The sequence below is a fragment of the Paenibacillus sp. LHD-117 genome (assembly GCF_030929555.1).
GTDB lineage: Bacteria > Bacillota > Bacilli > Paenibacillales > Paenibacillaceae > Pristimantibacillus.
Window position 1 is genome coordinate 62,720 of sequence record NZ_JAVFVT010000018.1, and the last position, 25,795, is coordinate 88,514.

General features: G+C 54.4%; 23 protein-coding genes. 6 read left to right on the forward strand and 17 right to left on the reverse strand.

Going from position 1 to position 25,795, the window contains the following annotated elements; all coding sequences use genetic code 11:
- Window positions 1-6 precede the first annotated feature (6 nt).
- The 7 genes from RB620_RS15540 to RB620_RS15570 form a co-directional block, all read right to left on the reverse strand.
- Window positions 7-879 carry a PHP domain-containing protein gene (locus tag RB620_RS15540; protein WP_308095779.1) on the reverse strand — a complete coding sequence of 291 codons (873 nt, stop codon included), beginning with the start codon at window positions 877-879 and terminating at the stop codon, window positions 7-9.
- Window positions 870-1,781: a selenium metabolism-associated LysR family transcriptional regulator gene (locus RB620_RS15545; RefSeq protein WP_308095781.1), complete on the reverse strand. Its 912-nt coding sequence runs from the start codon at window positions 1,779-1,781 to the stop codon at window positions 870-872. Before RB620_RS15545 ends, RB620_RS15540 begins: the two co-directional genes overlap by 10 nt.
- A gap of 156 nt (window positions 1,782-1,937) precedes the next feature.
- Entirely contained in the window at window positions 1,938-2,375 is a 438-nt protein-coding gene (locus RB620_RS15550; protein WP_308095783.1) for a hypothetical protein, read from the reverse strand.
- A gap of 191 nt (window positions 2,376-2,566) precedes the next feature.
- A complete protein-coding gene (locus RB620_RS15555; protein ID WP_308095785.1) occupies window positions 2,567-2,830 on the reverse strand; it encodes a YlbG family protein in 264 nt (87 codons plus the stop codon).
- A gap of 45 nt (window positions 2,831-2,875) precedes the next feature.
- Window positions 2,876-3,337, reverse strand: a complete 462-nt coding sequence (locus tag RB620_RS15560; RefSeq protein ID WP_374121414.1) for a YlbF/YmcA family competence regulator — start codon at window positions 3,335-3,337, stop codon at window positions 2,876-2,878.
- Between the two features lie 104 nt (window positions 3,338-3,441).
- Entirely contained in the window at window positions 3,442-5,502 is a 2,061-nt protein-coding gene (locus RB620_RS15565) for a helicase-associated domain-containing protein (RefSeq protein ID WP_308095787.1), read from the reverse strand.
- Entirely contained in the window at window positions 5,496-7,199 is a 1,704-nt protein-coding gene (locus RB620_RS15570) for a DNA repair helicase XPB (protein ID WP_308095789.1), read from the reverse strand. The genes RB620_RS15565 and RB620_RS15570 overlap by 7 nt, the downstream gene beginning before the upstream one ends.
- A gap of 164 nt (window positions 7,200-7,363) precedes the next feature.
- Here RB620_RS15570 and RB620_RS15575 point away from each other — a divergent pair, with 164 nt between their 5' ends.
- Window positions 7,364-8,215, forward strand: coding sequence for a thermonuclease family protein (locus RB620_RS15575; protein WP_308095790.1), 852 nt, complete (start codon window positions 7,364-7,366; stop codon window positions 8,213-8,215).
- A gap of 24 nt (window positions 8,216-8,239) precedes the next feature.
- Here the strand turns inward: RB620_RS15575 and RB620_RS15580 are convergent, their stop codons facing one another.
- Window positions 8,240-9,436 (reverse strand): M20 family metallopeptidase, encoded by a 1,197-nt coding sequence (locus RB620_RS15580; RefSeq protein ID WP_308095793.1) that lies wholly within the window; start codon window positions 9,434-9,436, stop codon window positions 8,240-8,242.
- 223 nt (window positions 9,437-9,659) lie between these two features.
- Here RB620_RS15580 and RB620_RS15585 point away from each other — a divergent pair, with 223 nt between their 5' ends.
- Window positions 9,660-10,004 (forward strand): YugN family protein, encoded by a 345-nt coding sequence (locus RB620_RS15585; RefSeq protein ID WP_308095794.1) that lies wholly within the window; start codon window positions 9,660-9,662, stop codon window positions 10,002-10,004.
- Between the two features lie 14 nt (window positions 10,005-10,018).
- Window positions 10,019-11,188 carry a putative lipid II flippase FtsW gene (gene ftsW, locus RB620_RS15590; RefSeq protein WP_308095795.1) on the forward strand — a complete coding sequence of 390 codons (1,170 nt, stop codon included), beginning with the start codon at window positions 10,019-10,021 and terminating at the stop codon, window positions 11,186-11,188.
- A 94-nt stretch (window positions 11,189-11,282) separates the two neighbouring features.
- Here the strand turns inward: ftsW and RB620_RS15595 are convergent, their stop codons facing one another.
- The 6 genes from RB620_RS15595 to RB620_RS15620 all read right to left on the reverse strand — a co-directional run bounded on the left by RB620_RS15595 (window position 11,283) and on the right by RB620_RS15620 (window position 16,548).
- The gene (locus tag RB620_RS15595; protein WP_308095796.1) at window positions 11,283-11,663 is read right to left on the reverse strand and encodes an Asp23/Gls24 family envelope stress response protein; all 381 of its coding nucleotides are present in this window, start codon (window positions 11,661-11,663) and stop codon (window positions 11,283-11,285) included.
- A gap of 137 nt (window positions 11,664-11,800) precedes the next feature.
- Window positions 11,801-12,094 (reverse strand): Fpa/YlaN family protein, encoded by a 294-nt coding sequence (locus tag RB620_RS15600; protein WP_308095798.1) that lies wholly within the window; start codon window positions 12,092-12,094, stop codon window positions 11,801-11,803.
- Window positions 12,095-12,229: 135 nt separating this feature from the next.
- Window positions 12,230-12,472, reverse strand: coding sequence for an HPr family phosphocarrier protein (locus tag RB620_RS15605; RefSeq protein WP_308095800.1), 243 nt, complete (start codon window positions 12,470-12,472; stop codon window positions 12,230-12,232).
- A 105-nt stretch (window positions 12,473-12,577) separates the two neighbouring features.
- The gene (locus RB620_RS15610) at window positions 12,578-13,693 is read right to left on the reverse strand and encodes an aminopeptidase (RefSeq protein WP_308095802.1); all 1,116 of its coding nucleotides are present in this window, start codon (window positions 13,691-13,693) and stop codon (window positions 12,578-12,580) included.
- 82 nt (window positions 13,694-13,775) lie between these two features.
- Window positions 13,776-14,513 carry a hypothetical protein gene (locus tag RB620_RS15615; protein WP_308095804.1) on the reverse strand — a complete coding sequence of 246 codons (738 nt, stop codon included), beginning with the start codon at window positions 14,511-14,513 and terminating at the stop codon, window positions 13,776-13,778.
- Window positions 14,514-14,646: 133 nt separating this feature from the next.
- Window positions 14,647-16,548, reverse strand: coding sequence for a sensor domain-containing diguanylate cyclase (locus RB620_RS15620; RefSeq protein WP_308095805.1), 1,902 nt, complete (start codon window positions 16,546-16,548; stop codon window positions 14,647-14,649).
- 369 nt (window positions 16,549-16,917) lie between these two features.
- Here RB620_RS15620 and rpsD point away from each other — a divergent pair, with 369 nt between their 5' ends.
- On the forward strand, window positions 16,918-17,517 hold the full coding sequence (gene rpsD, locus RB620_RS15625) for a 30S ribosomal protein S4 (protein ID WP_308095807.1): 600 nt from the start codon (window positions 16,918-16,920) through the stop codon (window positions 17,515-17,517).
- A gap of 57 nt (window positions 17,518-17,574) precedes the next feature.
- Here rpsD and RB620_RS15630 read toward each other — a convergent pair whose 3' ends face one another.
- Window positions 17,575-19,143 carry a flotillin lipid rafts scaffold protein FloT gene (locus RB620_RS15630; RefSeq protein ID WP_308095809.1) on the reverse strand — a complete coding sequence of 523 codons (1,569 nt, stop codon included), beginning with the start codon at window positions 19,141-19,143 and terminating at the stop codon, window positions 17,575-17,577.
- 24 nt (window positions 19,144-19,167) lie between these two features.
- On the reverse strand, window positions 19,168-19,701 hold the full coding sequence (locus tag RB620_RS15635) for an NfeD family membrane protein (protein WP_308095810.1): 534 nt from the start codon (window positions 19,699-19,701) through the stop codon (window positions 19,168-19,170).
- Window positions 19,702-20,026: 325 nt separating this feature from the next.
- Here RB620_RS15635 and RB620_RS15640 point away from each other — a divergent pair, with 325 nt between their 5' ends.
- Entirely contained in the window at window positions 20,027-23,104 is a 3,078-nt protein-coding gene (locus tag RB620_RS15640; RefSeq protein ID WP_308095812.1) for a transglycosylase domain-containing protein, read from the forward strand.
- Window positions 23,105-23,231: 127 nt separating this feature from the next.
- On the opposite strand, the gene acsA is transcribed toward RB620_RS15640, so the two are convergent.
- On the reverse strand, window positions 23,232-24,956 hold the full coding sequence (gene acsA / locus RB620_RS15645) for an acetate--CoA ligase (protein ID WP_308095813.1): 1,725 nt from the start codon (window positions 24,954-24,956) through the stop codon (window positions 23,232-23,234).
- Window positions 24,957-25,159: 203 nt separating this feature from the next.
- Between acsA and RB620_RS15650 the strand changes: the two genes are divergently transcribed.
- Window positions 25,160-25,795: a GNAT family N-acetyltransferase gene (locus RB620_RS15650; RefSeq protein WP_308095814.1), complete on the forward strand. Its 636-nt coding sequence runs from the start codon at window positions 25,160-25,162 to the stop codon at window positions 25,793-25,795.

Below are 25,795 nucleotides of genomic sequence, written 5' to 3' on the forward strand. Positions count from 1 at the left end.
TACGAATTACGCGTTTCTTCTTGACCTCATGAGGTCAAGCACGGCAGACGCCGGCACGGTACGGCTTCCAAGCTCACCATGATAGCCGACTCCTTGCCTCTCTCCATGATAATCCGAACCGCCCGTCGCCACGATTCCGTGCCGGCGGGCGATTTCGTTATAACGCTCCTCCTCGGCAAAGCCGTGATCGGGATGATAGACCTCGATGCCGTCCGCGCCCGAGCGAATAAGCTCCTCGACCAGCCCGTCCTTCCCATATAAGCCGGGATGCGCGATGACGCTGACGCCTCCAGCATCTTTGATCCAGCCGATCGCCTCGGCCGGGTGAACCCTCGGCAGTTCGACGTAGGCCGCGGCGCCCGAAGCCAAATACTTGTCGAAGGCTTCGGCCATCGTGGTGACGACGCCTTGCCGGATCAACGCTTCCGCAATGTGGGGGCGGCCGATGCTTTTTCCTTTGCCCCCCGCTTCCGTTTGCTTCGCCGATGCCACAGCCAGCACATCCTCCCATTCGATAGGGATGCCGAGCGACTGCAGCTTGTGCACGATGAGTGTGTTGCGATTCGCCCTTACGCCGCGCAGGCTCTCGAGCCGCTGCTGCCATAACCCGTCGGCGTTGTCGGTGTAGTAACCGAGCACATGTATATCCGTGCCATCGGCATAGGAGCTGATCTCAACGCCCGGCACGACGGTCATGCCGATTCGTTCGCCTTCCCGCAACGCCTCTTCGACGCCCGTTACCGTATCGTGATCCGTTATCGCGACAGCTTGAAGCCCTGCGGCAAACGCCTTGCGCACGACTTCTGCGGGGGCATACATGCCGTCCGAAGCGGTCGTGTGCGCGTGCAAATCCGCTCGTCCGTCCGTTGCTAGAGCCATTGTTTCAGATCCCTCTCTCTTAGGAAGGTCAAGAACGTAACCGCGGAGATTGGCAGCAGCGCCGACTTCAGATAGATCGAATAAAACTGGCGGTGAAATTTCGCGTCGGTCAGATTCACCGTTTTGACAAGCCCAAGTGCGATCTCGTGTTTCACCGAGGACGAAGATAGAATCGAGATGCCAAGACCCGCTTCCACGGCCGACTTGACGGCTCCGGTGCTGCCCAGTTCCATGACGATCTTCATCGAAGCCGGATCGATTTGTTTGTTCCGCAGCTGTTCTTCCATGACCAGCCTCGTCCCAGAACCTTGCTCCCTAAGCACGAAGGCAAATTGAAGCGCATCCTCAAGCGACACCTCTTCCGCCTCCGCCAGCGGATGGTCCCGGCGTACGACCAGCACCAGCTCGTCGTTCATGACGGCTTCCATATGCATGTCAGGATGATTGATCGGCGCTTCGATGAGTCCGAAGTTAAGCTGATGATTCAAAATATCTTCCATGATCTGTGCGGTGTTCATCACTTTCATGCTGATGGAAATATGAGGATACTCTTGCCCGAACGGCCCGAGCAGGCGCGGCAAAATATATTCGCCGATCGTCAGGCTGGAGCCGAGCTGCAGCCTTCCTTTGAGCTGCTTGGTAAACGCCGACATGGCCTGGTCCGTGTCACGGATGAGGTCGATGCTGCTCTTCGCGTAAGGCATGAGCGCCTTCCCCGCTTCGGTCAGTTCGATCCGCTTCGTCGAGCGGTGCAGCAGCTTCGTGCCGAAATAATCCTCGAGCGACTGGACCTGCATCGTCACCGCGGGCTGAGTCATATGCAGCGATTGCGCGGCTGCCGAGAAGCTGCCTCGATCCGCAACCGTATAAAAAATATGCAACTGATGGAAATTTAGCGCCATGAAGGACCGTCCTTTCTTTGTTCCTTATTATACAACATGAGCGCATGAAAGTTATAACTTCCCACTTATTTATTCTAAACAATGAAACAAAAAAAAACGCGCACCCTTGCGGCTCGCGCGTCAATCCAATAAATGTAATATTGCAGATTTAAGATTTTATTTGCGTTTTCGGCTATTTTTGATTAAAGTCATTCGTCTGGAATGCCTAAGCCACGAGTAATAGGACTTCAAGTCCCGAAGCTCGATCGTCTCCGACATGCGGCCGAGGAATGTAACCACGATCATCTTATGCAGCGGCATGCCCAGCAAATCCCGCTCCGTCAACGATTCCGAGAATTCGGCTACGAATACGAGATCGTCATCAATCAAATAAACGTCCTGCTCATTGCGATAGTAAGGTTCGATGCGGCCCTTCTTCAAACATTCCCATAAGTATTCGGCAATATCGTCGTAACCGGTTTTCTCCGTCTCGATGCGGTCGAGCCACCGACTCTTCGCGTGGTTGGTAATGATGATGTCAACCACCTTTTTGTCGCCAAGCTCAACATAAAACGACTCATATGTGCTCCATCTTCTCGTCATTTTATCCTTCATCTCGCAACCTACTCCTCCCAAGGAACCAGGGCTTTTATCCTATGTATATACAACCATTTTACCATGGCCGTCCGATATTTCAACAATAAAATAAAGACGGGCCATTTTTGTAAAAATAAGTTATTTTCCAAATAAAAAAAGCGCTTATGCTCATGTGCCCATGAGCATAAGCGCTGTTCGTTTCCAGTAGCTTACAAACTGTAGAAGCGAGTCTTATCTTCGTTATCCTTGCTGTATTCGGTCTTAATTTCGTTGCGGTAAGACCGCTCGACTTTACGGACGTAAGACAGGCGAGTCATCTGTCTCACGGATTCCTCCGCGCGATCGGCGTTCATATACAAGACGACATAATGCAGCCTCCTGGACATATAATGGACGCTCCCGAAACGCTCCAATGCCCTGGCCGCCTTCAAGTCGCTTACCCACACGATAAAACCCGTTCGATCCGGCAACATCTCTTCCGCCCCCTCAACAATCGCGGTGAAACTTCGTTCGCTCGGCTATCCGCAGCCGCCGCTTCCGCAGCCGCACGAACCGCCGCTTCCGCAGCCGCCGCCCGATCCCTTCTCGTTGCTCGGCACCTTGATCGTGTCCGAGACCGATTCCGCGATCAAGAGGGCAACCTCGTGCAGCATCTCGTCTACCGCTTGCTCCGCAAGTTTGAAGCGCTTGACGCTTTCGATCTCGTCCAGCCGCTTCTCCGCGGATTTCATTTTATCCTTGGCTTCGTGATAGTCGGGATGAAACCGACCGAAGCGCTCGCATTCGGCGAACAACTCCTTCGCTTTCGCGAATTCCCGTTTGCGCTGGGCCGCTTCCGTATCCCCGCTCACTACCGTCTTCCAATATGCATATTCGGCAACTTCCGCCGATTGATTAATCCAGTCACCCAATTCGTAAGCGCTGAGCAGCAACGACGCCATGTCAAGCGTTGCACCGGCGGCGTCCCCCTGCCCATCCATAGCCGAAATCATATCAGGCTCGGCAATTGGCATCGATCCACCTCTTTCCTCATGCTTGCTACTACATTATCATATCACAAGCCGTTAGCCAATAGATAGAGTCGTTAGGTTGGCAGTCCGTCCGGCAACGCGAGCCCCATCTCGTCCCACATATCAGGCGTAAGGCGGCTTCGGTCGCCGGCATCCTGATCCTCCCAAAGTCCGGTCACCCACCAGTCGTTGCCCCGCTGATCCAGCCGCTCGGGGATGAACGTGCGCAGCTCTCCTTTCATTCGAAGCCGCACGGAAGTTTCGAGCGAGATCGCCTTCTGAAGCAGCTCTTTGCGCGTGGAGAGATGGTAATTGCGCAGCTGTCTGGACCACATTTGCGGCACTGCCTCCCAATCCGCGATAGGATACCGCAACGAGGCAGGCGCGTCCGCCAATGCATAATGCCGCAGCGAGAATGGATCGTAGACGAACTGTCCTTCTGTTCCGTCAAGGCCGCCGTCGGCGGCTCCGCTACTCGAAGACCGTCCTTCGCTCTCCAGTCCTGCGATGACGAAGGAAGGATAGGCGAAACTTTCGTTTTCTTGGGCTTGCAGCGATACCGCGATGCCCTTGCGCGGCGGGAACCCCTCTTGCTGAAGCAGCTTCCGCATTGGAGATACATGCTCAGCCGAGACAAGGAAATCCAGCGGACCTATTCGCTGAAGCAAATAAGTGACCGCCCCCGGCTGTTCGGCAAGCCAATCGGCACGATCGGGCGAGCTGCATCGCAGCAGCGTCACTTGGGCGAATTCGTATTGGCATGCCCGGCTTGTCCATTGCTCGAGAATCGCCTCCACGGAGGGAGGCAAGTTCTCAGCGTCGCTCGCAGCCCGAAGAAATCGGGTGATCGAAGCTTTTGTCCTTCCAAGCTCCAGAGCAGCCGCGATCGTTGCGGGCGTAATCGCGTATAGCGTCAGCTCCTCATCGGCCTTTCGCTCCGTAATAAGCTCCAGTTCCCACCTGCAAGCATTCCCGCAGCCAGGTCCCGCAATCAATTCGCCGTTCGGCTGAATGACCAATTCCGCCCGATGATCGGAAGGACGATTCTTCCAGCGGAACAAACGGGAGCCCGCCTCGTCATTTTCAAAAGACTGGCCTAATTCCAGCCACCCGAAAGCGTAGTATACATCCAACCATATTGCCGTCCAGCTGCTCGGCATCGTCCAATCCGCCGCCTCCATGCCTGCGCTTCCCTCGCTGCTCCGCAGCTTCTCGGCATGCGATAACGCAGCCGAAGAATGCCAATGCCCTTCGGACGATTCCCGCCGAAGGCTTAGAATTGCGGCCCCCGCTACCGAGTCGGAGCCCGCTGCTTCCATGAGCCTGCTGCTGAGCCAGTCCTGCAGCTCCCGCTCGCGCCGGGGATCCTCAAGCCATCGTTCAAGACGCGGCGTCCGCAGCGCCAGCCGATTATCCCGAGATTCCAGCAACCCGAAAACATGGGCTGCTTCCAAGAACATCGCGACGCCGATCGGATAGTGGCCGCTGCTTGCCCATTGGAGCCCAAAACGGTCAAGAGGTTTTTCGATACCCTCGAATAACGATGCCAGCCGTTCGATCGTCTTTTTGGGCAGCAGCCCCTTCGACGTAAGTCCGGCTTCCGATCGGGCGATCAGAGAAAGGCCATATAGGAAGCTCCTGTCGAATGGCGTGGGCGATGCCTCGAATTGCCCATCGTCGTTCATGAGCGGAACCACTTGCGACAGTACCAATCCTTCCACATGCGTAGCGCACGGATAAATGTGGTGCATCCACATGACATATAGATCGGATGGGATGACCCATAATCGTTCCCCCCAGGCTTTACGAACCGCGAACGCTACGCCTGCTTCGCCCAGCCTGGCCAGGCCGATTCTGCATTCCGATCCCGAAAGACGCGTGCGCGCGCGCAGCACGGCGATAAGTTTCTCTTCTTCTATCGGTGCAGGCCCGCTGATGAGGAGGAGGGTTCGCAACACATCTGCCGCGTATTTGGGCAAGCGGTCATAGGCGATTGGAATGGCTTCGGCATCGCCTTCAACGATCGCCTCCTCCCAAGGAAGGGAAAGATTTGCGACATGCTCCCATATCGGGGAAGCAGAGACATCCCGTCTTTGTTCGGGTGACATTTTGGCCGCCAACTGCTTGACTAACATCGAAGGGCACCTCCCTCTAAATCCGCGACAGACCTTTCTTCGTCCGACAGCTTTTGCCGCTCGTACATATACCCTTGCTCCATCATGAACAACTGGCGCTTCAAGGCAAATTCCGTCTCTTTGGTCCCATCGGTGACGAGCGTGTAGAACCAAGCCTCATTATTCCCTTGTTTGGGCCTCAGCAATCTGCCGATCCGCTGCGCTTCCTCCTGCCGGGAACCGAAGCTCCCCGACAATTGGATGGCAACTGCCGCATCCGGCAAGTCGACAGCTAAATTCGCTATTTTCGAAACGACGAGCACCTGAATATCGCCTTGTTTAAATCGATCGTACAAGACGGAGCGCTCCTCTTGCGATACTTCGCCCGTGAGCAGCGGGGCATCAAGCTCTTGCGCGACTTGATGAAGCTGATTCAAATATTGGCCGATAATGAGCGTCGGCTTCCCCTCGTGACGTCCCAGCAGCTCGCGGACGACGGGCAGCTTATTGCGATTCTCGGCCGCGATTCTAAGCTTTCCACTTGCTCCTGATTCGGCATAGTCCGCCGTTTGGGAGTCATGCAGGCGAACGCGAATCTCGGCGCAATTAACGACAGAGATAAAGGCGCCTGCTTCTGCTTTTTTCCATTCCATGTCAAACAGCTTCGGTCCGATCAACGAATAAACATCCTCTGCGCAGCCGTCCTCCCTCACGAGCGTCGCCGTCAGTCCAAGTCTTCTCGTCGCTTGGAGCGACGCGGTCATTCGAAATACCGGAGCCGGCAGCAAGTGCACCTCGTCGTAGATAATGAGCCCCCAATCCCGCTCCGAGAACAGATTCATGTTGGCGAAACCATCGTTTTTCGACTTGCGGTGGGTAAGCAGCGTATAGGTGCTGATCGTCACCGGTCTAACCTGCTTGAACGAACCGCAATACAAGCCGATCTGCGCTTCGGTTAGCGTTGTTTTGTCCAGCAGCTCGTCCATCCACTGCTGTGCCGATGTGACGCTGGACGTCAGAATCAACGTCTCCGCTCCGAGGCGGGTCAATGCCGCAAGCCCGACGACGGTTTTCCCGGTTCCGCAGGGCAGAACGACGACGCCGCTGCCCCCTTGGACGCTCCCGTTTCGCAAGAACCGGTCGAGCGCCTCCATCTGGTAGCTTCGCATCGCAAAAACCCGTCCTCTTGTCGACTCCGCCCGAAGCTGAACGGATAACGCTTCGCCATCGCGATAACCGGCGTGGTCGAGCACGGGGAAACCCAGCCGGGTGAGTTCCTGCTTGAAATCGCCCCTGCTTTCGGGGATCAATTCCCACCGCTCGGCGCTGATCCGTTCCTTTATCCGCGTCGTCACTGCAGTAAACCTTTCCAATTGTCCTAGAATCGCCTTGTTGCCCGATAGAATCAAACGGCCCGATTCCTCAAACATTTGCAGCTTGCCGTATCTGCCGGCCCATAGGCGGATGGAAGCCGATGCTTGCAGAGGCAGCCCGTACCGGGCATGCTGCTCTAAGTCTTGTACGATCGTATCCGCATCGCCCCCCGCGCTCAGCGCGTTCCAAATCGTGATCGGCGTAATCCTGTAGGCATGCATTTCTCCGGTACGCTTTACCAGCTCTGCGAAACCATGTAATAGCTCCCTCGCGTTATCGGCATTCTTGCTTCTCTCATCGAGCAATACCGTCAAATCCGATTGCACGATTATCGCTCGCTCCATTCCAGCATTTACCTCCAGATCTCGTCTCATTTCATCAGTATGAATGGATCGAGGCGATTTTATCCGTCGAATGCTGTACAATCCTTCGATTATAGGGAGAATATATGTTATAGTAGGAAGAACGGTGTTGCGAACGTCGATATCCGAAGCATTGGAGGCCGCGCATGAAGCGACTTTATCTTCTCTTTCTTATCGTGTTCTCCGCGCTGGCGGGCTGCACCGCAGTCGATAAACTGTCGGAGCGTACGATCAAGGCCGGAGAATGGCATGAAGTAACCGATTACATCGATGGCGATACGTTCCGAATCAAGAATGGCAAAGAAGCCGAAACGATACGCCTGCTTTATATCGATACGCCCGAGGTCGCGAACGACGACAAGGGCTCGGAGCCGTATGGCAATGAAGCGTCGGCTTTCTCGAAGAAGCTGCTTGAAGAATCGGGAGAGGTACGGCTGACGTACGATCAAGAGGCCAAGGATCGATACGGTCGAACGCTGGCGATCGTGGAGTTAAAGGATGGCCGGATCTTAAACGAGCTCCTCCTGCAAGAAGGTCTTGCCAAGGTGCTTATCGTCGAACCGAACGTCAAGATGGAGAACGTCTACAAGGGGCTGGAGCAGCAAGCCCAACACGACATGCTCGGGTTGTGGAGGTCCGGCGAAGAAACTAGTCAGTCTGACGTCGTTCCCGTAAAAAAAGCGGAGCAAATAGGCATTAAACTGGAAGTCAATAAACAATCGGAGCTTGTGACGATTACAAATTCGTCTTACGACAGCATCGATCTCGACGGCTGGAAGCTCGTCAGCGTCAGGGGCAATCAGACGTATACGTTCGAGCCCATCCAATTACCCGCGCAAGGCACCCTTCGGATCACGTCGAGCCAGCAAGGGACGAAGACGGACCCGGATTCCGTCCTCGTATGGGAGGTCGACAACGTCTGGAACAACAATGAACCGGATCCCGCCGAATTGTATAATGAAAACAATGAGCTTGTCGCGGTATGGGAGGATGAATAATCCTCCCATGCGTCCGCGGCAAGCTCATTGTTTTGCGCTGGTGCCCGCATAATCCTCGGCCATCCCGATCAACAGCCTCGCGGAATACAGCATAGCCCTCTCGTCGAAGTCGAAGCGCGGATGGTGGTGGGGATACGTTGCGCCAGCCTCTGGATTGCCCGCTCCTACGAACATAAAGCAGCCGGGCACTTTCTCCAAATAATACGAAAAATCTTCCGCGACGGTGAGCGGTTCGGCTTGCTCGACGCTTTCAGCGCCGAACAGCTCCGCGGCGACACGGAAGAACCGTCCCGCTTCCGCTTCGTCGTTCACGACGGGCGGGTATCCTATGCGGATGTCGTAACGACATGCCGCGCCGTACATCTCGCTCGTCTGCCGGACGACGGCTTCTAAGCGGTCATGGATCAACTTCCTTGTCCGTTCATCGAAGGAGCGAACCGTGCCCTTCATCTGGCATTTCTCCGCGATGACGTTATTCGTGCTCCCTGCCTGGAAGGATCCGATCGTGACGACGGCCGGATGCAGCGGATTGACGTTGCGGCTGACGATCGTCTGTACGGCTTGTACGATCGCCGAGCCTGCGATAATCGTATCGACGGTATGATGAGGCATGCCGCCGTGTCCGCCTTTCCCTTCGATATCGATGACGAATTCGTCCGCGGCGCTCATGAACGGACCGGGCCTTGACGCAACCGTGCCGTAAGGCAGCGGCGCCCATAGATGGACCCCATAGATGGCGTCAATTCCATCGATAGCCCCGTCCTTTACCATCTCGATCGCGCCGCCCGGCGTCACTTCCTCCGCTGGCTGGAAGAGCAGTCTCCTCTCGCCGCGGAACTTGTCTCTGTTATTTAAGTAATAATCGGCTACCGCAAGCAGCGCCGAAGTGTGTCCGTCATGACCGCATGCATGCATGATGCCGGGCACCTTCGAGGCATAATCGCAGCTCTTCTCGTCCTGGATCGGCAGCCCGTCCATATCGGCTCGCAGCGCGATCGAGGGACCGTCGCCCATCCCCCTGATGGATGCCACGATGCCATGCCCGCCTACCCCTAGCTTCGTCTCGCAACCCATCTCCTGCAATTGGGAGGCGATCCACGACGAGGTTTCTTTCTCGCGGAATGACAGCTCGGGATATTGGTGCATATGTCTGCGCCAAGCGACCATCTTCGCATACTGGCCATGAAGCATCTGCTCCGTATGCCGTCGTTCAATCGCCATCCTGATATCCCCCTCCCTGTTCAACGGTTCTTCTCACTCTAGTGTAGCAAGATCGCCGGAAATAAGGAAGACTTGCATCGCGATTCGGCGCGCCGCCATAATTCTCAAAAATGTCACGAACAACGGTTCATCCCGCCGGAGTAAGGGTTGCGCTCACTGGGGAAACATACTATCATGAGAAAAGAATGTACAACTATGTCTTGTGAATTTGGGAGGAACAGAAATGATTATTGAAAACTCCGGATTAAACGGTGTTCAGAGCGAATTGCACCATCTGGACGATGCGGCTGACAAAGTCGGGTTCGTTCGTTGGCAATGGGAATATTATCGCGCTACATACGATTTGAAACTGACGGATCGCACGAGCGGCTCCGAATACTTCCTGCGCATCAATACGCGCGCCGTGGAAGGCAAGCTCGAGAATCCTCACACGGTTCTGAATATCGAAGCGGTTTACATCGGACGGGCTACATTCCCGCATGGCATGGAATACGAGTCGCCGATTCCGAAACATATCATGGAATCCGCCACGCAGCGTTTAGACCAACTTAAGAAACAACTTCTGTAAGAAGAGGGATCAGCATGAAAGCAACGGGGAACGGTAGTCGAGGCAGGCCGGACTTTCTGCTGCTCATCATGACGCTGCTGCTCGTCGGCTTTGGACTTGTGATGGTGTTCAGCGCCAGCTCCGGAATCGCGGTAGTATCGCCGAAGTTCGGGAACGACGCGTTATATTTCACGAAACGCCAGCTCGCTTTTGCTGGCCTAGGCATTATGATTATGCTGTTTATCATGAACCTGCGTTATCAGCTGTTCAAGCGCGGGTTTATTCTGCTTCTCGGACCCGTCCTGTTTATGCTGCTGGTCGTTCCTTTCGTCAGCGAAGAAATCAACGGCGCTCGTAGTTGGTTCGGCATTGGTTCGCTTGGCGTTCAGCCAACGGAATTCGCTAAGCTGACGCTTATTCTGTACCTCGGCTCCCTGATCACCAAAAAAGAGGAGAAGTTCAGGGAGTTCAAACGCGGCTTGTTGCCCGTCATCCTTATCGTTTGTTTCTTCTGCGGTCTCATCATGCTGCAGCCGGATCTAGGCTCTTGCATGGTGCTTGCAGCCTGCGCGACGGTCATGATTCTTGCGGGCGGCGCCAATCTGAAACAGATTATGTTGACTGGAACCGTCGCGGCGTTGGCAATTACCGTCATGGTCAGCTTATCGATGGCCATCGATCCGGATCCGTGGAACTATCGGATCGAACGGTTCACCGCTTTTATGGATCCGATGGGCAACGCGCAGGACGGCGCGTTCCAGTTGATCTCGTCGCTGCAAGCGCTCGGTCATGGGGGATTGACGGGAGCCGGATTCGGCGAGAGCGTCCAGAAGCTCCATTACTTGTCGTACGCGTACAACGATTTTATCTTCGCCGTCATTGCCGAAGAGTTCGGCTTCATCGGCAGCGCGCTGTTTTTGTTATTCTTCCTGCTGTTCCTGTGGCGGGGGTTGATCGTCGCGCTGCGATGCCCGGATTTGTACGGGACGGTGGTGGGCGTCGGCATCGTAGGCCTATTCGCGATCCAAGCCTTCATCAATATCGGCGGTGTTACCGCGACGATCCCGATAACGGGCGTCACGTTGCCGTTCATCAGCTACGGCGGCTCTTCGATGCTTGTCTGTCTCATGTGCATGGGCGTCCTGCTGAGCATCTCCCGCGAGTCCAACCGGATAGCGGACAAAACCGACAAACCAAAACGCTGAGGGAACTCTATCAGTGCGCTTCAGAAGTTTTATTTTAAACAAAAAGGCACTCTCCGCTAAACGGGAAGTGCCTTCTTTATTGGCAAATCATTCGTTATTTCAATCGTTGCTGAGGTTCATCCGGTTCTTCTTCCTTGAAAGCAACGCCTTCTACCTTCACGTTAACCTCTACGACCTGCAAGCCGGTCATGTTTTCGACCGATTCACGAACGTTCAGCTGAAGCTGCCGGCATACCTCTTGAATCGGGATTCCATAGTGGACAATAATCCGGAGATCGATTGCCGCTTCAAGCTGACCTACTTCGACCGATACGCCTTTCTGCGCGTTTTTGCCGCTGAGCCGCTTCGCAAGTCCTTCGGAGATCCCGCCGGACATGGCGGCAATGCCTGGCGTTTCAAGTGCTGCAAGTCCTGCTATAGTAGCTACTACGTCGTCAGAAATTCGGATGATGCCTGTTTGAAGATCCTCCGTCATGTCTATCACTCCTCAATTTACCATATATCTTTTATTGTAATGGAACGGCCGTTCCGAAGCAAGGCACGCCTTCAACAACCAATCAGCTATTGGCCGAATATCTTCTATTCGCATCATTCAACGCAAAAAAGCAGCCCCTAGAGGCTGCCCTTCCGATCCAAAGCTTCATATAACACAGCCAGGTTGCGCTCCAACCTGCTGATAATGTCTTTGCCGGTCTGCTCTGCGATCAAGCCTGCCCGCGTGGCGAAGTCGACCTCTCGCGAGAATCCGTACATCTGCGTATCCAGTACTTCCTCGTACAACGGGCACTGACGAGTCGTCAGGTTCTCCATTTGCACTTCGATTAACTTCTCTATCTTACTTGCATCTTCCTGAAGAAGACGCAACGCTCTCTCCTGCAACTTATCAGCAACTTCCGGTGCGGACATGCTTCTCCCCCCTGTGCGTCTTGCCTCCAGCTTCTATACCTTTTATATTAGACGAAATCACTGGAATACACAAGGACAAAACAGAAAAGCGCCCCTTCCTCGCGGAAGAAGCGCCGGGCTTGCATGTATCGGATCTTAATCCGAAATAACCGTTACGTTAAGGTTATGTTTCGCGAACACGTCTGCCATTGCTTTCTTCGCTTCCTCGGCGTCTGGACCGTGAACGTGTAGTTCGTAGGAATGACCGCCGACCAAAGTCGTGAACAGACCCAGGATACTTTTCACATCGATATATTTGCTTTCGGCTTGTAATACGATCGAAGAAGTGAATTGGCTAGCCGTTTGGGAAATTTCTACAATTGCTGCGTTGTTGGACATGGGCGATCCCTCCAGTTGGATTAGTAAAGCTTTCCTTTGTCACAATGATACTCTGAAACGTAACATCCATCAAGAGGGCTGGAGAAAAAAACGCTTCATTTGCAATTATTTCAAATGATCCGGGTTTAATCCTTCCAGCTCCGGTACGACAAACAATCCGTCCTTGCGAATGAGTACGTCGTCGAAATAGATCTCTCCGCCACCGTATTCCGGGCGCTGAATGAGCACGAGATCCCAGTGGACGGAGGAACGATTCCCGTTGTCCGTCTCTTCGTACGCCTGGCCCGGCGTAAAATGAAGGCTGCCGGCAATCTTCTCGTCGAAGAGAATGTCGTTCATCGGGTGAAGAATGTACGGATTAAAACCGATAGCGAATTCGCCGATATAACGGGATCCTTCATCCGTATCCAATATCTCGTTCAGACGCGCGGTATCGTTGCTCTCCGCCTTGACGATTCGGCCGTTCTCGAACGTGAACGAAATGTTCTGGAACGTTGTGCCGGAATAAACGCTCGGCGAGTTGTACGTAATCGTGCCGTTCACGGAATCGCGTACCGGCGCGGAGAACACCTCCCCGTCCGGAATGTTGCGATGACCGGAGCATTTCTTCGAGCCAATGCCTTTAATCGAGAACGTCAAATCGGTGCCTGGCGAGACGATGCGCACCCGATCCGTACGGTTCATCAGCTTCTGAAGCGGATCCATGGCCTCCTCCATCTTGGAGTAATCCAGGTTGCAGACGTCGAAGTAGAAGTCCTCGAACGCTTCCGTGCTCATTTTGGCTAGCTGAGCCATGGATGGATTCGGGTAACGAAGGACCACCCATTTCGTTTTTTTCACGCGCTGCTCCATATGTACGGGGTTGCGATGAATCTTTTCATACAGCTTCATGTTCGCGTCGGGCACGTCGGAGAGATCGTTTGCATTGTCGCCGGAGCGGACGCCTATGTAGGCCTGCATGTTTTTCATTCGTTCGAGGTCAAGCTTCGCCCACAGCTCAAGCTGCTCTTGTGTCACGTGCATTAGCATCGTCCTCAGGACGGAACGGTCGCTGGACTCCACGAACGGTCTTCCGCCTCGTTTGGCGACTTCTTCGATCAAACATTTGGTCAACTCGCGCTCGCTGCCGATCATATCAATAAGGACGTTCTCGCCGGGCTGAACGTCTACCGAATACTGGACTAAATTTTGGGCCAGCTTCTGCAATCTGGGGTCTCGCATTCGTATATCTGCTCCTTCATGATTGGGTTCGCCGGGCGGATCGCGCCGCGGCCTCTCTTCTTCATCCTAACATGATTCCTTTCTATTGCACAGAACCGTCCACGGAACCTTCGAACTTCTGGAAGCGCACGGATGTTTGACGCGACTCCTTGACCGGCCTGCCGTTTCGCGTATAGGCGAAGCTCGTCGTTTCCTCCATTTTGAGAGGGAGCAACCGTTGTTTATCGATGACGATCTCGTAATGGGCCGTCGCTTGAAGCCGGGACAGCATCTCCTCCAGCTCCGCCTTCGATTGTTCTACGATCCGCCTCTTGCCCGCTGACGCGTTCGACGACTCGATAGGACCGCCCGCGACGTCATTGAATTGCTGCCTTAGCAGACCGTCCCAACGTTCGGTCGTTACTTTCGGCAGCTCGTCGACTCGGATCGTCAACGTCTTGTCTGAGCCAGTCTCCGATTCCATTACTCCCTCGCGGACGATCTTGACGCCGGCATTCGATTGATTCAGCTTGGATAATACCTCGACCGGATTCCAGCTAATCGGATCCTTCTCATCTGACTGGATCGTTAATTGATGATGATTGACGACTTTGCCTTCGAACATTTGCGGTTTGAACATGACGCCTTCGTCCATGCCCATGCTCAGCGATCCTGTAAAATGATATTGATCCATCGCCGCAAGTCCGGAGTAGGATAACGACAGCCATTCCTTCGGCGTCCTTGTATCTGCACCTGCCGCGCAGCCGGATATCGTATACAGCGCTAGAATCCACGCCAGGAACGAAACCGGCAATAATTTGCGTCTTCCCTTCAGCCTCATGGTCATTCCTCCCACATTTTCCGCTCTTGCCTCTAGCGTCCCAATTTCGAAGAGCCGTTATTCCAAAAACGATTGCCAGTGCCAAGACAAAAAAGAACGCCCACGAGGCGTTCTTTTTTCTTTAAATGATGATTTAAGAATGACTGCCGACGATAATGCAGTTCCTACCTTTGTTCTTCGCTTCATACAACGCCATATCCGCCCTATAGAACAACGATTCGACGCTGACCTTATCTTGATCGAACGTCCACTCGGAGACGCCGCAGGAGACCGTCACGGTCGGCTCCGTCTCCTCGGCGACTTGTTTGCGGATACGTTCCGCAATGCGAAGCGCAAGCTCCGTACGCACGCCGGGCAAATAAATCGCGAGCTCCTCTCCGCCCCATCTGGCCGCGATATCGTCTTGCCGAATCGCACCCGAGACGATGCGGCTCACTTGAACGAGGATTCGGTCGCCCACTTGATGGCCGTACGTATCGTTCACCCGTTTGAAATAATCGATATCAACGAGAATAAGCGACCCGAACGGATCTTTGCGCTGACGGCGCTGGATCTGCTCGTCCAAATAGTGCCGCGCGTGCAGCCCTGTCAGATTGTCGGTGATGACCATTCTTCTCACCTCGGCATGCAGGGATGCGTTCGTAACCGCGAGACCGATGTGGGTGCTCATCACTTGCAGCAGTTTATAATTCTCGTACGAGAAGAAGTTCTGAAGCTTGTGCGTGACCAGAATGACGCCGACGACTTCACCGTCCACGAAGATGGGCGCGGCAATCAAGGAGCGCGAGCCCGTATTGTCCATGAGCTTCGAAGAGACGACTCTTGTGTTCCAATAATCGGATATAATAAGCGGTTCCTTCGTTCGATAGATCATGCCGCAAAAACCGTATTCCGGCGAAAACGTCTCGCTCGCCATCGAAGGGATGTTGCTGGACTTCACTTCGAATAGTCCCTTCTCGGCATTCAATTGAAGCACGCAGCAATAGTCGGCGTCAAAAATCGTCAGCAGCTCGCTCGTCGCGAACTGGAAAATTTCCTTGAGCCGAAGCGATTGGTTCAGCCGCTTCGTCATCTCGTTAATAAGGCGGAGCTCGTTAATGAGCAGATTGGATTGCTCGTAAAGCTTCGCGTTCTCGAATGCCGACCCCGCCGTGTCCGCGAGCAGCAGGAACGCCGGCAGATCCAGGTCGTCGCTCTGCTTGCCGGAGCCCATGGAAATGCATAATACCCCGTATGCGGCTTGTTTGCCGGACAGCGGGATTGCGATGCGCGTATTCCCGTCCCGGTCTTTCTCCGTCGCGGGGTTGCCGTCGAGAAAAGCCTTCGCGACGATGTCGTGTGCCGTATTTTTGAAGACGAGCGGCCTCACTCTCGCATCGCCGTCCACATAGTCTTGAGAAAGATAGAGATGTACCTCCGAATGAGGATACAAGGTTTCCAAACTGCGCAGCAGCTCGTTTAATACCGAAGTCACGTCAATCTGGTCGTACAGCCGCTTGGCGGCAAGGAATAAGGCATCCCGCCTGTTCGCTTCGCGGTCGTTCCGCTGCTGCTCAAGCAGAATATCCTTCACGTACACCTGCTCGAAGCTCCTATAGAAGCAGCTCCGATAATGCAAGGTATGCGCCTGAAGCTCGCCTTCCGAAGTCGTTGCACCCTCGGGCGCAACGTAGGCGAACACAGCGAGCAGCGTCTTGCTCTTGCGCCGGAAGATCGGAATCGCGGCGATTAGCAAGGAACCCGTCCGCGCGTAATAAGGCGCTTCATCGGCCATCGCGTTCCGTACCGCATGCAAGGCGGCTTCCCCGATCACTTGTTTGGTTGCAAAATCATCTACGCCTGCCGTGTCATGGCATATCGCATCCTTGCCGTAAATTCCGTACAAACCGTTACGGAAAGCCGGCAAACCTGCGGCCTCGGCGCTCCATTCAAGGAAGCTCTCCTTTAATAAAGCAGGAAGATAAGGCTCGTCCGCATCGTGAATATCTTCATTGGCAAACCAGATCGAATGGTTTCCCTTCCGGTTATTGTCCATGCAGCACCTTACCCTTCCTCTGTCTAGCAGGGAAATGAGCTTTCTAATTCTATCAACATCATACTTTATTTTTATGATTTTTGCACTAACCATTCCATTTTTTATAGGACTTTAGCCGCTTTTTGCGAATTCCCGGAAAAAGAATCTCGGCACACAATCTTTCTTGACTTTTCCGCTATACATCATATAATATTAATTGTTGAAAACATGGGCGTACGGTTTTGTGTCACCCTCAGGAATAAGGTTCACTGGTAGGCCAGCGGCTGAAGTGCTTATCAGGGACGAGCAACGTCTTGTCCGATGAACGTTATACCGCGAAACACAACCCCATTCTCAAAATTTACTTTGATGAAGGAGTTAACACGACGCATGGCACGTTATACAGGACCTAAATTTAAATTGAGCCGCCGTCTCGGCATTTCCCTGAGCGGTACTGGCAAAGACTTGAAACGCCCTTTCCCTCCAGGTCAGCACGGCCCTAACCAACGCAAGAAACTGAGTGGTTACGGCGTTCAATTGCAAGAGAAACAAAAGCTTCGCCACATGTACGGCATGAACGAGAAACAATTCCGCAACTTGTTCGACAAAGCTGCGAAACAAAAAGGTAAAGCCGGCGAAAACTTCATGGCGCTTCTGGAAAGCCGCCTGGACAACCTGGTTTACCGCCTAGCGTTCGCGAACTCCCGTGCTGGAGCTCGTCAGCTGGTCGCTCACGGTCACGTTACCGTAAACGGCAAGAAAGTCGACATTGCTTCCTACACGGTATCTGTCGGCGACGTTATCGGCCTGCGCGAGCGCAGCCGCGGCCTGAAATCCATCAAGGAAGCGCTGGAAGGCCGTCATCACCTTCCGAACTACCTGGAATTCAGCGAGCAAGGCATGGAAGGCAAATACGTTCGTCTTCCTGACCGCGGCGAGCTGTCGCAAGAGATCGACGAGAAACAAATCGTCGAATTCTACAGCCGTTAATCTTCTTAACGAAAAAAACCTTGAACCGTTTTCGGTTCAAGGTTTTTTTGCTGAGGATCATCCCTCAACCGGCGGTGGCGTGTTCGGCACTTGATGCAGCGTAACCGACGGCTTTTGCTTCGTCGGCGCCGACTCGAGCGGGTTCTTGCCAAGCGCCGAGGAGCCCGGCGCAGGAGCGATCGCTTTGGACGTCAGCCCTTTGATCAGCGCGTTCACGTCGATGCCGGACACGCTCTTCAGCATTTCCGGAGCCGTCGACATCAGCGACGTGACGTAATTGCTCAGCCGCGCCGCGCCTTCGCCGTTCCCCGTATCGACTACAGTAAGCTTATCGATCGAGCCGATCGGCTCCGCGACTTTGCCGGCGAGTTCAGGCAGCATTTTCACGATAATATCGAGCACCGCCGCTTCGCCGAACTTCGCGAACGCCTCCGCCAGCTTCTCTTTCGCTTCCGCTTCCGCGAGACCGCGCAGCCGGATGACTTCCGCCTCCGCCGTACCTTTGGCTCTCTCGGCTTCCGCCACGGCAAGACCATCCAGCCGTTTCTGCGCAGCCTGCGCCTTCGCTTCCGCTTCGATTCTATACTGCAGCGCGTCGGCTTCGCGAATCCGCTTTGCCTTATCCGCTTCCGCCGCTTGTTCGACGGCGTAACGGTCAGCATCCGCTTTTTTCTTCACTTCGGCATCGTATTGTTTCTCGCGACGCAATATCTCTTTGGCTTCCAGGTCGATCTCGCGCTCCTTGCGGACGAGCTCCACCTTCATCTGCTCCTCGACGACGCTTTGTTTCGCACGCGCTTCCTGAATAGAATAAGCTTGGTCGGCTTCCGCCTTCGCCGTGTCTTGGTCGCGCTTAAAGGACGCCACCTTCATCTCTTTATCCTTCTCCGCTTCCGCGATGTTCGTATCGCGCAGCAGTTCCGCCTTCTGGCCGGCCTCTGCGGCAAGCGCCTTCTGAATTCTGGCGTCTCGTACCGCTTCGGCTTCGGCGATATCGGCATCCCGCTTTACCGCTGCGATACGCGGCTTGCCGAGCGCGTCCAGGTAGCCGTGTTTGTCGCGCAGATCCTTGATCGTGAAGGAAACGATCTGCAGTCCCATCTTCTTCAGGTCCTTCGCCGCAACGCCTTGGACTTCTTGCGCGAACTTGTCGCGGTTGCGGTACACTTCCTCGACGGTCATCGAACCTAGAATCGCGCGCAGATGCCCTTCCAGCACCTCCTGCGCCTCTCCCTTAAGCGCTTCGGTCGGCTTGCCGAGGAATTGCTCCGCGGCGGTCGCCACGTCTTCGACGGCTCCGCCGATCTTGATGATCGCCACGCCGTCGGCCATAACCGGAACGCCTTGCTCCGTGTACACCTCGGGCGTAGAAACATCCAGCTTGTGGGACAAGAGGGATAAGTACTCTGCTTTCTGAAACACCGGGAGGATAAAGGCGCCTCCGCCTCGAATGATTTTGACCTTGCGGCCCGATTCGTCGACTAACGCGTTGCGACTGCCGAGGAACGAACCGGTTACGAGCATCGCTTCATCCGGGCTCACCGTCTTGTACCTCGCCCAGAACGCAAGCCCGAGCACGACAAGCACCCCTACTACGATTGCTGGAATGATCAAAAAATCTGGCATCTTCCGCATTTCTCCTCTCTCGTCTTAAATAGTCAGGTTTACCTCGGAGACATAAAGCACGCTGTCCTTCACTTCCACGACGACGACCCTTGCGGCTTCCGGAATCGGCTGCCGGTCGAAGCTCGCCGCGATTTGATTCGTCACGCCCGCTCCCGCGCGAACGAGCACTTCGCCGTAACCCGTCGCGGGAATAGGGACAATGACCTCGCCAAGCGCTCCGGAAAGCGACTGAAGCGTGAACGCAATGGAGTTTTCGCTGTTCTCCATCGGCCTCACGTACAGGAAGAAAACCGCTGTCCCGAGCGCGATCGCAATCAGCAAGGCGAGCAGCACGACGGCCCACGCGCCAAGCGCGGTATATCTGGCCAGAAGCAGCCCTGCTCCTCCGAATGTCGTAATGCCGCCGAACAACGTCATTGGACTTAGGAACGCGGGACCGTCCAGCGACAAGAAATCAAGAGCGCCTTCCATCGCCTGGCTCAGCCAATCTCCGAAAATAACGCTGACGACCGCGAACAGAATACCGATCGCAAGACAGGTTAAAAACAACGTTTCCATCTTCCACCTCCATTCTGTATCTCCAGAACCTGTCATCTTTACCGTAATTAATACGGTGTATGAGAACCAAAAGTTGCTAAAAATACACGGAATCCATCATTTTTTTTGCGATATGCACGGGAATTGATTATCCCTTGGCTATCCCTTCTTATTGTATACAAAACTTTTCCTCCCTAGGATGCGTTAAAGAATTATAAATACAAAATGCTCTGCCTTGTGATCCGCCCGCAAAGAATGCCGCCGAGTCGGCGAAAGGGCTCAAACATGTACCGAAAAGGGTTTTGTGCTATAATGGAAATGCTATTTTGGAGGAGGAGTTATAAACATGCAAGAGGATCAAAAGCCATCGCAAGCCAAATACAGCAAATGGCGAATGTTCGGACTGGTATCATTTATAACGGTAAAATGGATCGTTTACTTCGGGATTTTCTTCGGACTTCTGGCGGGAGGCGCCGTAACTGGTTACGTTGCTGCGCTCGTCAAAGACGAGGAGGTTCGCCCGCAATCCGTCATCCAGGACAAAGTCGGCGAATATTCGATGACCGGCTACGTGTATTTCAACGACGATTCGCTGGTCGGACAGCTCCGCACGGATGAAGACCGGATCGTCGTCGAATACGACGATATTCCGCAGACGGTCATCGACGCGCTGCTGGCGACGGAAGACAACGAATTTTTCGAACATAAAGGCGTGAGCATTAACGGTCTCGGCCGCGCCGTCAAGCAGAAGCTGTTCAATGAAGATACGCAGACGGGCGGAAGTACGCTGACACAGCAGCTGGCACGCAGGGTATTCCTGAGCCTGGACAAAACCGACAGCCGCAAGATTAAGGAAATTTTCTTGTCGCTGCGGATGGAACGATACTTAACGAAAGAAGAAATACTTGCCGCCTATTTGAACAAAATGCCGTTCGGCAACGGATCCAACGGCTATCAAGTGTTCGGCATCCAAGCCGCGGCCAAAGGTATTTTCGGCGTAACCGATCTCGACAAGCTCAATATCGCCCAATCGGCATACCTTGCAGGTTTGCCGCAGCTGCCATCGTTGTATAACGCCTTCACCGGAACGGGCAAATTCAACGAAGCCGGCTTCGAACGCGCGGTCAAACGCCAGCAGCTCGTGCTGACGCGCATGCTCGAAACGGGAAGAATAGATCAGACGCAATACGATGAGGCGATCAAGTTCGATATTCGCGCCTCCGTCGCCCCGCCAAGCGAGAAGGCGTATACGACGTATCCTTATCTCATGCTGGAAGCCGAGCGCCAGGCGGCGGAAGCGCTGCTCATGCAGGAGGATCCGACCTTAACGAAGGAAGATCTACGCAAGAAGGAGAACGCTGATCTTATCGAGCAAGCTAGGGAACAGCTGCTCCGTGGCGGTTATCATGTCTATACGACGATCGACAAACAAGTGTACGACATCATGCGCCAGATCGGAAGCAACGAGGAAAACTTTACGCCTTACAGCGAAGAGAAAGGCCTCGAGCAGACCGCGGCAATTATGCTGGATCATAAAACCGGCGCCATCATCGGCATGCTGGAAGGTCGCGACTTCTACGAGGAGCAGATGAACTTCGCCACTCAGATGATTCGTCAGCCGGGCTCTACGATGAAGACGCTCGCCGCATATTTGCCGGCGATCGAAGAAGGCATCATTCAGCCGGCCAGCATTATCGACGACGCGCCGCTCGTCCTGAGGGACGGTCAGAAGGGATATCATATCCCGATGAACGTCAACCGGAAGTTCGCCGGTCTCGTTACGGCCCGCGACGCGCTTAACCGCTCGCTGAACTTGCCGGCGCTGAAAATCTTTAATGAAGAGGTTACGATCGAAAAGGCATGGGAATTCGTCAAGCAGCTAGGCATCACGACGCTGCAGCCGGAAGATGCGTATTCGCAGACGGGCGTAATCGGCGGTCTCCGCCTAGGCGTGTCCGTCGAGGAGATGACGAACGCCTACGGCGCCATCCCGAACCAAGGCGTGTTCAACGACGCGTACATGATCGATCGAATTACAGACGCGAACGGCAAAGTCGTTTACGAGCATCAGGCGCAGCCGAAGCAGGTATTCTCCGAGCAGACGGCGTTCCTGATGACGGATATGCTCAAAACCGTTATTTCGAGCAAGTCGGGTTCCGGCAACGCAATCACGAAGCAGTTCAAACAATACGGCAAGGTGCCGATTGCCGGCAAAACCGGTTCCACGCAAAGCTACGGCGACGTCTGGTTCATGGGTTTCTCCCCTGACGTCACGCTTGGCGTCTGGGCGGGCTACGAGGAGCAAATCAATTCGTTGTCCAACAACGGACGCACGCGAGCGCGTTCCATCTGGACGATGATCATGAACGAAGTAACGGCGCAAAAACCGGGGCTCTTCACGACCGAGGCTTTCCCGAAACCCGAAGGCATCGTGAAGGCATCCGTATCGACAGCAAGCGGCTTGCTGCCAAGTGCGCTTACCCAGGAAGCCGGCATGATCGTAACGGACTGGTTCAATAAGAAGTTCGTGCCCAAGAAACAAGATGACGCGCTCGTAAACATGAAGATCGTGACGTACGAGGGAATCAACTACGTGCCGAACGAGCTGACGCCACCGGATATGCTGAAGGAGAAAATTGTCGTCAAACGCAAGAAACCGCTGGACGCGCTAATGGATGAAATCAAAGCGGCGCAAGCCAAGCTTTCTGCGGATAACCGCAGGCCGATGGAGATCTACATCCCTGCGGACGCGGCGAACGACGCGCCTTCGAAGACGGACCCGCGCGTCGATGACGGCGCGGCGCCCGCTCCGCCGAATGGCGTAAAGCTGACCCCGGGCGCCGACGGCAATCTGACGATCGCCTTCACGGACAGCAAGTCTACCGATGTCGTCGGTTACCGGATCTACCGTTCCGTCAATATGGGGCCATACGAGAAGTTCGGCAATTCCCTCTTGTTCGGCGAGGCCTATACGGCAACGTTCAAGCCTTCGAACACGGAGAGCACATCGTATTACGTTGTTGCCGTCGACGTCGTAGGCAAAGAATCGGTGCCAAGCCCCGTTCTGTCGAACGGCCAGCTCCCGATCAATCCGGAGCTACCCGAGCTTCCCGGAATGCCTGGCGACGGCAATGAAGGCGGATCCGGAGGCGAAGGCGCGCCTTCTGCCCCGTCCGGCCTTCAAGCCGAAAGCTCTGCGCTTAGCGTTACGGTCAGCTGGGCAGCAAATCCGGTCTCTGATCAAGTGACGAAGTATTACGTGTATTACAGCTCCGGCAACGACGGCAACTACGCGCTTCTCGGTTCGACCGCGCAGACGAGCTACGAGCATGTCGCTCCTTTCGCAACCGGAACTTATTATGTCGTTGCCGAGAATGCGGCGGGAACTTCCCCGCCTTCCTCGAAGATCAAAATCGTAGGGTAACGCGTTCGGTCGACCGCTTGGCGGATAACAACCATGCAACAAAAGAAGGGCTATTCCGAAGGTCAACGACCAAGGAATAGCCCTTTTCTAATACATTTGTGTTGATGAGCAATCGCGCTCGTTCCGATTAATCTTCGATGGTGGACAAATCGCCCGTCGGAAGGTTCAACTCCCAAGCCTTGAGCACGCGGCGCATGATCTTGCCGCTGCGCGTCTTCGGCAGCTTATCTTTGAATTCGATTTCCCGAGGTGCGGCATGCGCCGAAAGACCGATCTTGACGAACTGGGAAATTTCCTTCTTCAGCTCTTCGGACGGCTCATACCCTTCGCGAAGCGCGATAAACGCTTTGATGATCTCGCCGCGAACCATGTCCGGCTTGCCGATGACGCCAGCTTCCGCGACCGCCGGATGCTCGACGAGCTTGCTCTCAACCTCGAACGGACCCACGCGCTCGCCCGCCGTATTGATGACATCGTCGATTCGGCCCTGGAACCAGAAGTATCCGTCCTCGTCCATATACGCGGAGTCGCCGGAGACATACCAGCCTTCGAGGCGGAAATATTCCTCGTACTTCGAAGGGTTGTTCCAAATCTTGCGCATCATGGACGGCCATGGTACTTGGATGGCCAGATTGCCCATGCGGTACGGCGGCACTTCATTGCCGCTGTCGTCTATGATTGCTGCGCGTACACCTGGCAACGGCTTGCCCATGGAGCCGGGTTTAATATCCATGCTCGGGTAGTTGCAGATGAGCTGTCCGCCCGTCTCGGTCATCCACCACGTATCATGAATGCGCTGGCTGTATACTTTCATTCCCCAACGTACGACCTCCGGGTTAAGCGGTTCTCCGACGCTTAGAACATGGCGGAGGCTCGACAGATCGAATTGCTTGGACAGGTCGTCACCGGCGCCCATCAGCATGCGGAACGCCGTAGGCGCGCTGTACCATACCGTAACGCCGTATTTCTGTATGACGCCGTACCAATCGCTCGGACTGAAACGTCCGCCGCGAATGACGTTCGTCGCCCCGTTGAGCCATGGCCCGAAAATTCCGTACGAAGTGCCGGTTACCCATCCCGGGTCGGCCGTGCACCAATAAATGTCGTCTTCTTTCAGGTCAAGCACGATTTGTCCCGTGTACTTGTGCTGAATCATCGCGTTTTGGGCATGGAACACGCCCTTTGGTTTACCTGTGGAACCTGATGTATAATGGAGAATAAGACCGTCTTCGCGTTCCAGCCACTCGATTTCGGCTGAATCCGAAGCCGCTTCCATCTCACTCTTGAAGTTTACGATTCCGTCCTCGGACGGAATGTCGTCTCCATACACGATGATATGCTGGAGTGCCGGAAGCTCGTCTCTCTTAATCCGATGCAGCAGCGACGGCGTCGTAACGATGGCAACCGCTTCGCTGTCCTGCAGCCGGTCCTTCACGGCCGTCTCCATGAACGCTTCGAACAACGGGCCTACGACGGCTCCAACTTTCATCGCGCCCAGTACGCTGAAGTACAGCTCTGGCGTCCGCGGCATGAAGATGAATACGCGCTCGCCTTTCGTGATGCCCAGCTTGCGCAATACGTTCGCGAACCGGTTCGACTGCTCGCTTAGCTGACGGAACGTATATGATTCGTCTCGATCGTTGTCGCTGTAATGGAGGGCGATCTTGTCTCCCTTGCCGGTCTCTAGGTGGCGATCGATCGCTTCATACGCCATGTTGACCTTCCCGGTCTCGTACCAGCTGAATTGTTTCTCGATCTGTTCCCATTGGAAGGAAGCCGCCGCTTCTTCATAGTTCTTTAAGTTAGGGTTTGGTGCCGATGCGGGTATACGCTCTTGATGCAAGTTGATCATACTATCACTCTCCCATCAAATCTGTCAATCATCGCCAAGGAAGGCGCTTACATAACGACGCTTTCATTATACCACAACTCTACTCGATTCGACTACGCTTTTCATTTTCTTGATTGTTTGTTATAAAGAGAAGTAGATAACAATCAAAAATTCGGAAGAAACGATCATAATTCTCATCATATCGGACGAAAGGTGCTGATCCCTTGGAACACCGCAAACGGCTTCAGACCGACAAAATCGTGATTAACGACAACCGTGAGCTCATCATCGAAGGTCCGGTTCCGCCTTCCAGACTTGCGGGTTACAAGATGCATGCTTCGCTAGATGCCTTCCGGAGGCCGGCAGAGCAGCATGAGGCGCTCGTCGAGATATCCGGGCTGGACGAAGGGCGAATCGTGCTTGCCCGCGAAGGCGACTTGATCGTCGGTTACGTGACGTTTCATTACCCAGACGAACTGGAACGATGGTCCGAAGGCGGAATGGCCGATCTTGTCGAGCTCGGCGCGATCGAAGTCGCGGACGAATATCGCTCCTACGGACTCGGCAAACGGTTAATCGCCATGGCATTCGCGGAGAATCAGCTTGAGAACATGATCGTGTTCACGACGGAATATTACTGGCACTGGGATTTGGAAGGCACCAAGCTGAATGTATGGGATTACCGAAATATGATGGAACGATTGATGAAATCCGCAGGCATGATCTGGTTTGCGACCGACGACCCGGAAATATGTTCCCACCCCGCGAACTGTCTCATGGTCCGAATCGGCAAAGAAGTCCCATTAGCTTCAATCGAGCAATTCGATCGGGTCCGATTCCGCAATCGATATATGTATTAA